General features: G+C 52.4%; 12 protein-coding genes. 5 read left to right on the forward strand and 7 right to left on the reverse strand.

The window, feature by feature from the left end; translation table 11 throughout:
- Positions 1-108 precede the first annotated feature (108 nt).
- A complete protein-coding gene (locus BZG76_RS02290) occupies positions 109-540 on the forward strand; it encodes a secondary thiamine-phosphate synthase enzyme YjbQ (RefSeq protein ID WP_077460004.1) in 432 nt (143 codons plus the stop codon).
- Between the two features lie 37 nt (positions 541-577).
- On the opposite strand, the gene alr is transcribed toward BZG76_RS02290, so the two are convergent.
- Together alr and BZG76_RS02300 are read right to left on the reverse strand one after the other, a co-directional pair.
- Positions 578-1,714 (reverse strand): alanine racemase, encoded by a 1,137-nt coding sequence (gene alr, locus BZG76_RS02295; protein ID WP_108743642.1) that lies wholly within the window; start codon positions 1,712-1,714, stop codon positions 578-580.
- Positions 1,704-3,095, reverse strand: a complete 1,392-nt coding sequence (locus BZG76_RS02300) for a replicative DNA helicase (protein ID WP_021023496.1) — start codon at positions 3,093-3,095, stop codon at positions 1,704-1,706. Before BZG76_RS02300 ends, alr begins: the two co-directional genes overlap by 11 nt.
- Positions 3,096-3,264: 169 nt before the next feature.
- Between BZG76_RS02300 and BZG76_RS02305 the strand changes: the two genes are divergently transcribed.
- Positions 3,265-4,035: a DUF481 domain-containing protein gene (locus BZG76_RS02305; protein WP_077460006.1), complete on the forward strand. Its 771-nt coding sequence runs from the start codon at positions 3,265-3,267 to the stop codon at positions 4,033-4,035.
- A gap of 60 nt (positions 4,036-4,095) precedes the next feature.
- Here BZG76_RS02305 and rplI read toward each other — a convergent pair whose 3' ends face one another.
- The 4 genes from rplI to rpsF are packed head-to-tail and all read right to left on the reverse strand — an operon-like array spanning position 4,096 to position 5,561.
- Positions 4,096-4,545, reverse strand: coding sequence for a 50S ribosomal protein L9 (gene rplI, locus BZG76_RS02310; protein ID WP_021023494.1), 450 nt, complete (start codon positions 4,543-4,545; stop codon positions 4,096-4,098).
- A 32-nt stretch (positions 4,546-4,577) separates the two neighbouring features.
- Positions 4,578-4,805 carry a 30S ribosomal protein S18 gene (rpsR, locus tag BZG76_RS02315; protein ID WP_021023493.1) on the reverse strand — a complete coding sequence of 76 codons (228 nt, stop codon included), beginning with the start codon at positions 4,803-4,805 and terminating at the stop codon, positions 4,578-4,580.
- 16 nt (positions 4,806-4,821) lie between these two features.
- On the reverse strand, positions 4,822-5,124 hold the full coding sequence (gene priB, locus BZG76_RS02320; RefSeq protein ID WP_021023492.1) for a primosomal replication protein N: 303 nt from the start codon (positions 5,122-5,124) through the stop codon (positions 4,822-4,824).
- Between the two features lie 8 nt (positions 5,125-5,132).
- The gene (gene rpsF, locus BZG76_RS02325) at positions 5,133-5,561 is read right to left on the reverse strand and encodes a 30S ribosomal protein S6 (protein WP_077460007.1); all 429 of its coding nucleotides are present in this window, start codon (positions 5,559-5,561) and stop codon (positions 5,133-5,135) included.
- A gap of 470 nt (positions 5,562-6,031) precedes the next feature.
- On the opposite strand from rpsF, the gene BZG76_RS02330 reads away from it, so the two are divergent.
- From BZG76_RS02330 to BZG76_RS02340, 3 genes are read left to right on the forward strand one after another with little or no spacing between them, the layout of a single operon-like run.
- The gene (locus BZG76_RS02330) at positions 6,032-8,857 is read left to right on the forward strand and encodes a glycosyl hydrolase family 18 protein (RefSeq protein ID WP_077460008.1); all 2,826 of its coding nucleotides are present in this window, start codon (positions 6,032-6,034) and stop codon (positions 8,855-8,857) included.
- Positions 8,858-8,909: 52 nt separating this feature from the next.
- Complete coding sequence (locus BZG76_RS02335; protein ID WP_077460009.1) at positions 8,910-10,082, forward strand: lytic polysaccharide monooxygenase; 1,173 nt, start codon at positions 8,910-8,912, stop codon at positions 10,080-10,082.
- Positions 10,083-10,091: 9 nt separating this feature from the next.
- Entirely contained in the window at positions 10,092-12,722 is a 2,631-nt protein-coding gene (locus BZG76_RS02340; protein ID WP_077460010.1) for a glycosyl hydrolase family 18 protein, read from the forward strand.
- Positions 12,723-12,799: 77 nt separating this feature from the next.
- Here BZG76_RS02340 and rlmB read toward each other — a convergent pair whose 3' ends face one another.
- Positions 12,800-13,534 (reverse strand): 23S rRNA (guanosine(2251)-2'-O)-methyltransferase RlmB, encoded by a 735-nt coding sequence (rlmB, locus tag BZG76_RS02345; protein ID WP_077460011.1) that lies wholly within the window; start codon positions 13,532-13,534, stop codon positions 12,800-12,802.

Genomic DNA, 13,534 nt, shown 5'->3' on the forward strand with positions numbered 1-13,534 from the left:
GCTCGATTCTCACATGCAATCGCTGTGAGTAGGTTGCGATTAATCATAGAATAGTTGGATCGCCTTTGGGCTAACTGATCACGATAGAGATCACAACAAGGATTGCTTATGTGGTACCAAACTGAAATTCGCTTACGCCCGCGCTCTCGAGGCTTTCATCTTGTGACCGACGAGATCGTCGACGCACTACCTGTATTGCATGATATTGAGATGGGGATGGTGCAGGTATTTATCAAACATACCTCAGCCAGTTTAACCCTCAATGAAAATGCGGACCCCACTGTGCGTCAAGATATGGAGTCCCATTTTAATCACTCAGTGCCCGAGCGTGCGCCCTATTACCGTCATACCTATGAGGGGGATGATGATATGCCGGCACATATTAAGGCGTCTTTACTGGGGGCAAGTGTCACTATCCCTATCACTCAAGGACACCTCAATCTCGGTACGTGGCAAGGGATTTATCTAGGCGAACACCGTGATCAGGGCGGTTCACGTACGCTGGTCGTCACACTTCAAGGCGCGCCTACCGCAGGCTAATCAACCGAGACAAAGCAGCCCCGAGGCGTTTAGCGTATCACTGCGTTTCGCTCATCCCCCTCGGGGAGGGATTGGTTAGATATTGACGTGGGACACGGCCTGTCACCTGGCAGACAAGTTCATAACCAATCGTATCAACCAAGCGCGCGATGCGCTCAACCGGAAGCTCGGGTCCCCACAACACCGCTTCATCACCCACCTTATCGGTCGCATCTGGACCCAGATCAACGGTGATCATATCCATTGAGACGCGTCCAGCCAGCGGTACTTCTCGACCATTGAGCCATACGGGCGTGCCGTCAGGTGCAGAACGCGGATAGCCGTCGCCATAGCCGATCGCAATCACACCAATCAAGGTATCGCGCGAACTGCGCCAACGCGCGCCATAACCTACCGGCTCGCCAGCTTTGAGACGACGCACAGCCATGACCCGCGATGTCAGGCGCATTGCCGGCTTCAAACCAAGTGCGTCGCCTGTTAATTCAATACGAGAGGAAATGCCATACAGGCAAATACCTGGGCGCACCCAATCAAAATGACTTTGCGGCCAAAATAACGTGCCGGAAGATGCAGCCAATGAGCGTTCACCGGGCAGCCCTTCCGTAACGCGCGAGAAGGTGTCAATTTGCGCTTGGGTGATCGGATTATCCATTTCGTCCGCGCAGCCAAAATGACTCAAGTAACCAATCTCAGGCGCTACATTGTCGCAAGCATGCAGGGCAAAAAGTGCACCAGGCACCTGATCCGGTTCAAAGCCTAGCCGATGCATGCCTGAGTCCACTTTTAGCCATACCGACAAAGGCGAAGGCAGGGTCGCTTGTGTCAGCATTGCCACTTGCTCATCACAGTGCACCGTGGCGGTCAGTTGGTGCTCAACCAATAACGGCAGCTCATCCGCTTCGTAGAAACCCTCGAGTAGCACAATGGGTAAGGTAATGCCCGCTTGACGCAGCGTCAGAGCTTCTTCTATCCGCGCCACCCCAAAGGCATCGCTATAAGGCGCCAACGTCGTCGCAACGGATGTTAGCCCATGACCGTAACCGTCCGATTTGACCACTGTCATCACTTTGCTATCGGGGGCTTTGCGACGCATCACTTGGATGTTGTGCACCATGGCCTCGGGATCAATGAAGGCGCGAGCCGCATTGGTCATGGTAGACAGATCACTCATCATCAAACGCGGGTCCTGCATAATTATCAAAACGTGAGTATTGGCCTTGGAAGGTCAAGCGCACACTACCAATCGGGCCGTTACGCTGTTTACCAATCAGGATTTCTGCAATCCCTTTCATGGCACTTTCTGGGTTGTAGACTTCGTCACGATAAATAAACATGATCAAGTCAGCATCTTGCTCAATCGCACCCGACTCACGCAGGTCCGAGTTAACGGGGCGCTTATCAGCACGTTGCTCCAACGAACGGTTAAGCTGCGATAGCGCCACTACAGGCACATTCAGCTCTTTCGCGAGCGCTTTCAGTGAACGCGAAATTTCAGCAATTTCCAAGGTCCGGTTTTCTTGTAACCCTGGCACGCGCATCAGTTGCAAATAGTCGACCATGATCATGCTCACGCCACCATGTTCGCGCGCCACACGGCGGGCTCGCGAGCGCACATCAGTCGGTGTTAGGCCGGAACTATCATCGATGTACATGTTCTTTTTCTGCATCAAGATCCCCATCGAGGACGAGATACGCGCCCAATCTTCATCATCTAATTGGCCGGTTCGGATCTTGGTTTGGTCAACCCGTGATAACGAGGCCAACATACGCATCATCAGCTGCTCAGCCGGCATCTCGAGCGAGAAAATCAATACAGGCTTTTCTTGATCCATGGCTGCGTTTTCACACAAGTTCATCGCAAAGGTCGTTTTACCCATCGATGGTCGTGCCGCGACGATAACGAGATCAGAAGGCTGTAAGCCTGCCGTTTTCTTATTAAGATCGGTAAAACCCGTCGATACGCCGGTAACCCCGTCTTGCGGTGACTTGAACAGCTCTTCAATGCGCTCTAGGGTGCGACTCAGTACCGAGTCAATGTGCTGTGGACCTTCGGTTTCACTAGTCCGAGACTCAGCAATCGCGAAGACTTTACTCTCCGCCATATCGAGCAAATCTTCTGAGCTTCGCCCTTGGGTATCATAGCCCGCATCGGCAATTTCATTGGCCACCCCGATCAGGTTCCGTACCATGGCGCGCTCACGCACAATGTCGGCATACGCCACAATGTTAGCGGCGCTCGGGGTGTTTTTCGCCAGCTCCGCCAAGTAAGCAAAGCCGCCCACATCGTCGAGCGTTCCCGCCTTTTCGAGATGCTCAGACAAGGTGATGAGATCAAGCGGCTTCCCCTCATCCAGTAGCGATTTGGTCGATTCATAAATCAACCGATGGGGTCGGCTATAAAAATCATGGCCGACGACTTTTTCCGCAACCGCATCCCAGCGTTCATTATCCAACATTAAACCACCTAAAACCGACTGCTCGGCCTCTATCGAGTGTGGTGGCACTTTGAGGTTAGCGACTTGCTGATCTTTTGCGGGTTTACGATTGTCTGCCATAAAAACTCACCTATTGCTAATGGAGGTCATTATACCCGCTGTCCTCGTGGGACGCTGCCCCATGAGACATTTTTTTCCAAGCGCTGAATGACCTCCTCGAATTCTAACCCAAATTTGACTATCACAATGCAAACAGCGCTTAGCATAGCGGCGCCTTAGATTGCGTGAGATGAAAGTAGTGAAGTCTTTTTGTCAGCCCGTGTGGTTATCAATTTGGATGGTATGCGGGGTCCCTGCCTATGCAAGTGACGATAATAAAACATCAGAATCACCTTGGTCAGCCGATATTTCGCTCGGTTATCAGCGCCTCGGTGGTAACTCAGATTCTCAAACCATCAATAATGCGCTCACAGGTCAATATCAAGTTGAGCAATACAGTTATCAAGCCAGCATTAGCCTGTTGCAAGTTGAAAAAGATGGTGAAGAGGACAAACGTAAAACAGAGCTAGAGTCGCAAGCTAATATGCTACTTGGTGACAGAAGCTATGCGCTACTCAATGCCACTTATGTCGCCGACCGTTACGGCCCTTATTATGACGATTTTATGCTGGCAACGGGTTTAGGTTATCACTGGCTTCAAAACGCTAAGGTCACATTAAGCACCGAGATAGGCCCAGGTTTTCGTTACCAACAACCGAACGTCGATGAAATTGATGATGACGATTTGATCATGCCTTACTCAGTCAGTGAATCAGTGATACGTGGACAGGCAAGAGGAGAGTGGCATATGCTCGATAATGTCAGTTTAGAAGGAAGAAGTATTATTATTTCAGGGAGCAGTAATACCAGTGTCGAAGGATCACTCACTTTGGCATCGACCATTACTGAAAAGTTATCGATAAAAATAACCAGCAAACAGACTTACATGACAGATGTCCCTCCGGGACTAAAAAATCGCGACAGTATGTTCACGGTCGGTATTCGTTATCAATGGTTATAAACCGCTGAAAAACAAAAAGCCAACCCGAAGGCTGGCTTTTTATCGAAACCTTGTTGCTAATTACATAGCAACAACGTTCACGTTGACGGTCGCGAAAACATCATAGTGCAGTTGCACGCTGATTTCGTACTCGCCAGTGTGACGCAGTGCGCCTTCTGGTAGACGAACTTCGTTTTTAGCGATTTCAACGCCCGCTGCAGTCACAGCGTCAGCGATATCACGGGTACCGATAGAACCAAACAGTTTACCTTCATCACCCGCTTTCGAAGCGATTTCAACCGCTTCTAGTGCTTCAACTTTCTCAGCACGCGCTTGAGCAGCAGCCAGTTGCTCAGCAACTTTTGCTTCTAGCTCAGCACGACGTGCTTCAAAATGTTCAATGTTGGCTTTGGTTGCCATAACAGCTTTACCCTGAGGGATAAGGAAGTTACGTGCATAACCAGATTTAACAGTTACCTGATCACCTAGGCCACCCAGGTTACCGATTTTATCAAGTAGAATAACTTGCATTCTTCAATCCTCTCTAACTTGGACAGTTCCGATTACTGATGCTTGTCAGTGTACGGCAGCAGGGCCAGGTAACGAGCGCGCTTGATAGCACGAGCCAGTTGACGCTGATACTTAGCACGAGTACCAGTGATACGGCTAGGTACGATTTTACCTGATTCGGTAATGTAATTTTTTAGAGTCGCTACATCTTTGTAATCGATCTCTGTGACGCCTTCTGCAGTGAAACGGCAGAATTTACGACGACGGAAGAAACGTGCCATGGGCTTATCTCCTGATCTAAATGTCTATAATAGTGTCGGCATGCAATACCAATTTTCCCTCGCCTTGTCGGCTGGTCTGGTAAGCGATAAAACCGCTTACCTTGATATGGCTACCTAAAGCTAAATTTTGCGTTTGTTGTGTTGACCCTTGCCCACTCACAACCACAGATAAACGACAAAAAACTTGTCGAGGGAAGTCAGCTTCAACCTGCGTGGAACGATGCTCTAACACAAAGTGACAGTGCGGAACGCCTGCAGGGCTTTGGCGACGGACCGGACCTTTACTGATAACACCAGCAAGCTCCAACCGATTGGTCATCACAGCAATTACTCAGCTGCGTTTTCGCCTTCAGCTTCAGCTTCCGCTTTTGCTTCTGGCTTCGCTTCCGCACGCTCTTCACGCTCAGGGCGATCTTCACGCTTAGCAGTACGCTCTTCTTTAGCCTTCATCATGACAGATGGCTCAGTGATAGCGTCTTTAGTACGCATGATCATGTTACGGATCACTGCGTCGTTGAAGCGGAACATGCTTTCTAGCTCGTCAATCACAGCCTGCTCGGCTTCTACGTTCATCATAACGTAGTGTGCTTTGTGCAGTTTGTTGATTGGGTAAGCCAGTTGGCGACGGCCCCAGTCTTCTAGACGGTGGATCTGACCGCCTGCATCTTTAATAGACGCAGTGTAACGCTCGATCATGCCAGCAACTTGCTCGCTCTGATCAGGGTGCACCATGAATACGATTTCGTAATGACGCATTGAGTTGCTCCTTACGGATTAATCAGCTTCCACAATTGGCTCGGTCGTCCAGCGGAAGCAAGGAACGGAAAAGAAAAGACCGAGAATCAGGCGCGAGATAGTACAGAATTGCAGCGTCATAAGCAAACGGATTTTGTCTTTATCAGTTGGTTGTTCCATGAACCCCCGAAAAAGAATGACCAATTTCAAAAAAAATAAGAAATCAAGCCTGCAAACTGTCAATTATGTGCGAATTACCACCAACATCACGCTATGGATGCACTTCTTTTTTACCAATAATTAATTTATGAACCCACGCTCAAATTATGACATTCCCGCCTCCTTTTCTTGGCAGTTAATGCCCAAAATAATCTTTTTAWTGCCTATGCTTGAGCGGAAAAGCCGTTTTTAGTGCAAAAAGCGTAGGGGAAGACCTCATCAATCACTGACTGTATTGATGAAATTCGTTTCAAAAATTTTTGGAGCAAAATATGAAGATAGTAACACCATCGCGTATGGTCGCACTTGGTTTGGCAGGGCTCGCATTAAGTAGCCCCAGCGTACACGCTGCAGTTGATTGCCAGCCATTATCCGATTGGCAGAATGGCAATACCTACACTAAAGGGGATCAAGTAAAAACAGATAACACCGCCTATGAAGCGAGGTGGTGGACGCAAGCCGACCCGGCCACCCAATCTGGCGAATGGAAAGCGTGGAAAATCCTCGGCCAGTGCGCTGGTAGCGTCAACCAAGCCCCTACCGCAACCTTAACCGTCTCTCCGTCTGGACCGATTGAGGTTGGTGACACACTCATCTTCACCCTCGCCGGGACAGACACTGATGGCACAGTGACCTCATTCGCGCTCTCACAAGGCGACACCCTATTGTATGAAGGTGCAGAAGCAACCGCCATTCGCTGGCAAGCCGAACAAACGGGTCGTTTTACATTTACTCTCACCGTGACCGACGACAAAGGCGCTACCGACATCCAGACATTGCAACAGGTGGTGGGTGATGACCAAACCGGCGGCGATAAGTATACCTGTCGTCCGGCTGGTTTATACACCACCCCAGATGTCGAGGTGCCGTATTGCTCTGTGTATGACGAAAACGGCCTTGAAGACATGGGCGCCGATCACCCTCGCCGTGTCATTGGCTATTTCACCAGCTGGCGAAACGGCGCCAACGGCCAGCCCGCTTATTTAGTCAGCGATATTCCTTGGGACAAGATCACCCACATTAACTACGCCTTTGCCCACATCAACGCGGACAACCAACTGTCTATCGGCGATCCCAATGCCCCCGATAACCCCGCGACCCAAATGACCTGGCCGGGCGTGGCCGGCGCAGAGATGGATCCAACCCTGCCGTACAAAGGCCACTTTAACTTACTCAACAAGTATAAAAAGCAGCACCCCGACGTGAAAACACTGATCTCCGTGGGTGGCTGGGCCGAAACCGGGGGCTACTTCGATGAAAACGGCGAGCGCGTTGATAGTGGTGGCTTCTACACCATGACCACCAATGCCGATGGCAGCGTCAACCAAGCTGGCATTAAAGCTTTCACCGACAGTGCCGTCGCCTTCTTGCGCCAGTATGGCTTTGATGGTCTAGACATTGATTATGAATACCCATCATCAATGAAAGACTCTGGCCACCCTGACGATTTCGAGTACTCCAACCTACGTCGTGCGCACTTGAATAAATCCTATCAAGTGCTGATGAAGTCACTGCGTGAAGCACTCGATAAAGCCAGTGCGCAAGATGACAAGCACTATATGCTGACCATCGCCGCACCGTCATCGGGTTACTTATTACGCGGCATGGAAACCTTCCAAACCACCCAATACTTAGATTACGTAAACATCATGAGCTATGACCTGCACGGGGCATGGAACGATCATGTTGGCCATCAAGCGCCGCTGTACGACACCGGCGAAGACTCGGAGCTTAAACAGTGGAATGTCTACCAAACCCCTGAATTTGAAGGGATTGGTTATTTAAATGCCGACTGGGCAGCCACCTATTTTATGGGCGGTATGTCACCCGGCCGTATCAATATCGGTATCCCGTATTACACCCGCGGCTTTAAAGACGTGCAAGGTGGCGACAAAGGCCTTTGGGGACGCGCGCCATTGCCAAACCAAAGCGAGTGCCCAGCCGGCACCGGTGTCGGTGAGAAAAACAAATGCGGCAACGGTGCAGTCGGGATAGATAACCTTTGGCATGATGTGGACGAGCTCGGCAACGAAGTGCCTGCCGGCTCCAACCCTTTATGGCATGTGAAAAACTTGCTCGACGGCAAACTACCGGCCTATGCGGCGGAATACGGACTTGATCCTGAGCAAGACCCCACTGATCGCCTTACTGGTAGTTATCAGCGTTACTACGATGACATCGCCAAAGCGCCGTGGGTTTGGAACGAAGAAAAACGCGTATTCCTATCGATGGAAGACGAAACCTCGATGGCCGAAAAGGTCGACTACGTGGTCAATAGGGGCCTAGGCGGGGTGATGTTCTGGGAGCTGGCGGGGGATTATCGCTATGATGATCAGCGTCAAGCCTACTTTATGGGTGACACCCTGACCTCTCTGGCGTACCAAACCTTTAAGCAAGCGGGCAGCGACTACTCACTACAACGTGGCGACGCCAACTTCCAAGTGCCAAGCGAGCAAGTGGATGTCACGTTTGACGCGCTGAACTTCCCAGTGGGCGATGACAACTACCCTATTCGCCCCACGTTCCGCTTTACCAACCACTCCGATCTGGACTTATCGGGCGCCACCATCAGCTTTGATGTGCCAGTGTCTACCTCGGCCATTTTTAAATCTGACTGGAACGCCCAGAAAAAGCTGCGCATGGAAGTCGTGCGTGATAGCAGCAATGCCAGTGGTAACAACATCGGCGGGTTTGATGCCACCCATCATCGCTTTGCCATCACCTTGATTAACGAATGGGGTGGTATAGAGCAAAGCTTTAAGCCGGGTGAAACCTTGGACGCTCAGGTGATGTACTACATGCCTATCACCAACCCAACCAATATCACCATCGAAAAAAATGGCCAGCGCTATGCGGTGAAGCAGGAGTATCCAAGCCTTCCGCCTGCGCTCCCCGGTAGCACCAGCCAAAGTGGCGGAGAGTCTCAGTGTCCTGACGTCGATATCGCCAGCCTGAGTACCTACCCCAACTGGCCTAACGGGGGCAATCATGCCAGCGGTGGCGACCAACTTATCTACCAAGAGGCGGTGTGGGAAGCCAAGTGGTGGACCCAAGCGGCACCCGGTGGTCAAGCTTGGCGCCAAGTCTGCAGCCTCTAATCCATTTCTGGTCTTGAATGCGGGGGCTTCGTGCCCCCGTTAAGGAGTCGTTATGTTCAAGTCTTCGTTTACTCAACTTTCCTACCGTACCGCCATCGCCCTTGCATTGGCGGCATGCAGTACACAGGTGATGGCACATGGCTATTTAGAAAGCCCCAAAGCCCGCCAGGCGATTTGCCATGAGCAAGGGGGCTATTGGTGGCCTTCAGATGGGTCAGGTATCCCTAACGCCGCCTGTCGCGCTGCGTTCTTAGAGTCGGGGCACTACCCGTTTGTACAACACCATGAATCGGCGCAATTGGTGGCGGATTATCGCAATATGGATGCGGTGAAAGCGGCCGTTACCGATGGCAACTTATGTGGCGCCGGCGATCCCAATAAAGCCGGGATCAGTTTGCCCTCACCAGATTGGCAACGGACCGAAGTCACCCCAGATGGCAATGGGCAAATTGACGTGCGTTTTCGCGCCACCACACCGCACAACCCAAGCTTTTGGGAAATTTATCTGACCAAGCCAGACTACAACGGCGCGACCGATGCGCTGACGTGGGACGATCTCGAAAAGATCGACACCTTTGGCGACCTGCCCATTGTGGTTGGCGATGACGGTAACCGGTATTACGAGATGACCGTGACCCTGCCCGCCGATCGTCAAGGTGATGCCATTCTCTATAGCCGTTGGCAACGTATTGATCCGGCCGGAGAAGGCTTCTACAACTGTGCCGACATCACCATCACCCCTAGTCAGACCGCCCCCGCCCAATGGCACGAGCTAGGATACTTTGTCCCACATCCACAAATGGCAGCATTGGGCGATCGCGTGCGGGCCCGCTTGCACAACCGCCAAGGCCAAGAAGTGGTGGATGTCACTCTCACCCTGACGGACCAAAATGTGGCGAATTGGCCACACGCACTGGCGAGCCTTATCGAAAAACAAGCTAACGAGCCCTTGCGTATCGGGGTGATGCGCCACGGCGAGATCCAGTTTAATGCCGATGACGTGGTGCAAAACCAAGTCTTTAGCCATCACGATAGCTATAGCTTCAACCTGTCGGTGATCCCGGCTACCGACGAACCCACCAGCAACCTGCCCGCATGGCGCGCATCTGAGGTCTATGTGGCCAAGGATCGCGTGCGCTACGGCGACAACATCTACCAAGCAAAATGGTGGACTAGAAACGAGCAACCCGGCGCTGCCCTTGTTTGGCAACGCGTGACACAATAAGGAGCAAACATGAAGCCAATAACCCTACTCTCTCTGGCGATTGCTGGGGCACTGGGCGCCAGCCACGCCGTGGCGGCCCCTTCAACCCCAAGTTTGGACTGGAAGCCACAAAACTATTCTTTTGTTGAAGTCGATGAATATGGCCGCGGATCGTACAAAGATCTGGTGCAGCGCGTGGATGAAGTCCAAATTGAAATTAAATGGAATGCCTGGTCCGGTGATGGCGGTGACAGCTACAAGGTGTACTTTGACGATCAGGTGGTCAATCAAGGCACTTTACCGGCAGGCACCCAATCCGGAACAGTCACTTTCCCCTATGACAAAGGCGGTCGTCACCAGCTTAAACTCGCCTTGTGTGAAGGGGGCGTCGATGGTCAGTGTGCGACCAGTGCCGCCAAACCCATCGTGATCGCAGACACCGACGGCGTCCATCTTGACCCACTGCCGATGAATGTCGACCCCAACAACAATGACTATCCCAAACAGCCTGATACCGTGGTGGGGGCATACTTTGTCGAATGGGGCATTTATGGTCGTAACTTCGATGTCAGTCAGGTGCCCGCGGGGAATCTCACCCACATCTTGTATGGCTTTATCCCCATTTGTGGCCCCAATGAGTCATTGGGCGACATCGAAAATGGCAACAGCTTGCGCGCACTTGAGCTCGCTTGCCAAGGCTCAGAAGACTATGAAGTGGCAATCCATGACCCATGGGCGGCGATTCAGAAAAAGCTGCCCGGCACACCGGCCAAAGATCCGATAGGTGGCACCTACGCGCAAATGATGGCGCTCAAGCAGCGCTACCCTGATCTGAAAATTCTCCCCTCCGTTGGCGGCTGGACCCTATCAGACCCCTTCTATGATTTCACCGACAAGGCCAACCGTGACGTCTTTGTCGCCTCGATGAAAGAGTTCCTACAAACCTGGAAATTCTATGACGGGGTCGACATTGACTGGGAATACCCAGGCGGTGGTGGTGCCAACCCAGATTTGGGCAATCCAGATAAAGACAGCCAAGCCTACGCGGCCTTAATGCGTGAGCTGCGCTCGATGTTGGATGAGCTCGAGGCCGACACCGGCCGTGAGTACCAACTCACCTCGGCCGTCGGTGCCGGTTATGACAAAATCGCTAACGTCGATTACAGCGCCAGCGCGCCGTACATGGATTACATCTTTGCCATGACCTACGACTTTTTCGGTGCATGGAATAATGTCACCGGCCACCAAACTGCCATTTACTGTGGCAGCCATATGAGCGCGGGGGAATGTGATGGTACCGGTGTCGATGACAACGGCGAACCTCGCAAAGGCCCGGCCTACACGCTCGATAATGGCGTGCAATTACTGCTAGAAAGCGGCGTGCCACCGGAAAAAATGGTGATCGGTACCGCGATGTACGGTCGTGGTTGGGAAGGCGTTTTCCCTGCCAATGCAACCGATCCTAGCAACCCGATGACCGCGCCCGGTAACGGCCCGATCAAAGGCAGCACCGCTGATGGTATTTGGGAAGCGGGCGTGATTGACTACAAAGGCGTCGTCAAATCAATGCTCGGCAGCGCGGGTAACGGCATCAATGGCTTTCAAACCGGTTATGATGAGCAAGCTGAAGCGGCCTACATTTGGAACCCTGACAACGGCAAGCTGGTCACTTACGACAACCCACGATCGGTCAAAGCCAAAGGCCAGTATGTGCGTAATCACAACTTCGCCGGTTTGTTTGCCTGGGAAATAGATGCCGACAATGGCGATATCCTCAACGCGATGCACGAGGGCTTAGCACAGGATGGTCAGCCGCCAGTCAACAACGCCCCAACTGTGAGTATCGCACAACAAAGCTATACGCTGGCGCCGGGAGAATCATTAACCATTGCGGCCAATGGGCGCGATCGGGATGGCGATGCCCTGACCTATCGCTGGCAAGGTGACGCCGCGTTGGCCCTGACCAATAGCGACACAGACACGGTCACGGTGACCGCCCCCGATGTGAGCACCAGCACCGACTATTCCCTGTCGGTGACGATATCGGATGGTCAAGCCAATGCCGAGACCAGCACTACTATTAAGGTAGTGGTACCGGGTGAAAACCAAGCCCCTACCGTGGCGCCTATCGCCCCAGTGAGCCTGAAAAGCGGTGAGCAAACCCGCGTGACGATTGAGGCGAACGATCCAGATGGCGATACACTCAGCTACACCTACCGTGCATCCGGCGATCTGGCCGTCTCTGGCACCGATGATCAGGTGACGCTGACCGCGCCCACAGTGACGGAGAATCGCGACTATGTGGTTACAGTAGAGGTCAGCGATGGCGACAAAACCACGCAAGCGCAATTCACAGTGACCGTGACGCCGACCAGTGGCTTGCCAATGTGGGATGAAAACACCGTGTATGTCGGCGGCGATCGCGTCCTGTATCAAGGGGTTGAGTATCGCGCCAAGTGGTGGACCAAAGGCCAGCGCCCAGACCAAGGCGGGCCATGGGAGCGCGTTGGGGATAGCCAAGCCAACCAAAGCAGTGAATGGCAAGCGAACGTCGCTTATTCCAGCGGCGATGAGGTTGAATATAATAATCAACGCTACCAAGCCAAGTGGTGGACGCAAGGCGAAAAGCCGGGCAGTACCGCAGTTTGGCAATTACTGTAACGATTGTTCACTTCCCAAAATGACAAAACGCCCCAACAGGGGCGTTTTTCTTCAACGGTGGACAAGAGACAAGGCACTTAACGACGCTGACGCACCGCTTCATACAAACAGACACCAGTTGCCACGGATACGTTCAAGCTCGATACGCTTCCTGACATGGGAATACGAATTAGCTCATCACAGGTTTCACGGGTCAAACGGCGCATGCCGTCTCCTTCCGCGCCCATCACTAAGGCTAGCGGCCCCACCAATTTGGTGTCGTAGACATCATGATCGGCTTCACCGGCGGTGCCCACAAACCACACGCCCTGCTCTTTGAGCGTCCGCATAGAACGCGCCAAGTTAGTAACACGCACCAAAGGCACCACTTCAGCTGCGCCACAGGCCACTTTGCGTGCCGTCGCGTTAAGCTGAGCAGATTTATCTTTCGGAACGATGACCGCACTCACTCCGGCTGCATCGGCAGTGCGCAGGCAAGCCCCCAAATTATGCGGGTCGGTGACACCGTCAAGTACCAGCAACAAAGGGTTCTCGGTATTAGCGAGGATCGCCTCCAAGTCATTCTCGTTGTACTGACGACCCGGTTTGACACGGGCAACAATCCCCTGATGCGACGCACCTTGAGTTTTATCGTCTAACGCTTTGCGGCCCACTTGCTGAATACTCACGCCCAGCATCGCAATGTCATTGAGCACGGGGACCAAACGCTCGTCTTGACGCCCTTTTAATACCATCACTTCAATAAAGCGGGAAGGATCGGTTGCTAAAATCGCTTGGACGGCATGAATGCCGTAAATAACTTCACTACTCAT

Origin of the sequence: Salinivibrio sp. AR647, assembly GCF_001995415.1 — a bacterium.
Classification (GTDB): domain Bacteria; phylum Pseudomonadota; class Gammaproteobacteria; order Enterobacterales; family Vibrionaceae; genus Salinivibrio; species Salinivibrio costicola.

Bases quoted from the DNA above. Each gene is read 5' to 3' on its own strand.
- BZG76_RS02290 (WP_077460004.1), top strand. From the start codon at position 109: ATGTGGTACCAAACTGAAATTCGCTTACGCCCGCGCTCTCGAGGCTTT.
- alr (WP_108743642.1), bottom strand. From the start codon at position 1,714: ATGATGAGTGATCTGTCTACCATGACCAATGCGGCTCGCGCCTTCATT.
- BZG76_RS02300 (WP_021023496.1), bottom strand. From the start codon at position 3,095: ATGGCAGACAATCGTAAACCCGCAAAAGATCAGCAAGTCGCTAACCTC.
- BZG76_RS02305 (WP_077460006.1), top strand. From the start codon at position 3,265: ATGAAAGTAGTGAAGTCTTTTTGTCAGCCCGTGTGGTTATCAATTTGG.
- rplI (WP_021023494.1), bottom strand. From the start codon at position 4,545: ATGCAAGTTATTCTACTTGATAAAATCGGTAACCTGGGTGGCCTAGGT.
- rpsR (WP_021023493.1), bottom strand. From the start codon at position 4,805: ATGGCACGTTTCTTCCGTCGTCGTAAATTCTGCCGTTTCACTGCAGAA.
- priB (WP_021023492.1), bottom strand. From the start codon at position 5,124: ATGACCAATCGGTTGGAGCTTGCTGGTGTTATCAGTAAAGGTCCGGTC.
- rpsF (WP_077460007.1), bottom strand. From the start codon at position 5,561: ATGCGTCATTACGAAATCGTATTCATGGTGCACCCTGATCAGAGCGAG.
- BZG76_RS02330 (WP_077460008.1), top strand. From the start codon at position 6,032: ATGAAGATAGTAACACCATCGCGTATGGTCGCACTTGGTTTGGCAGGG.
- BZG76_RS02335 (WP_077460009.1), top strand. From the start codon at position 8,910: ATGTTCAAGTCTTCGTTTACTCAACTTTCCTACCGTACCGCCATCGCC.
- BZG76_RS02340 (WP_077460010.1), top strand. From the start codon at position 10,092: ATGAAGCCAATAACCCTACTCTCTCTGGCGATTGCTGGGGCACTGGGC.
- rlmB (WP_077460011.1), bottom strand. From the start codon at position 13,534: ATGAGTAGTGAAGTTATTTACGGCATTCATGCCGTCCAAGCGATTTTA.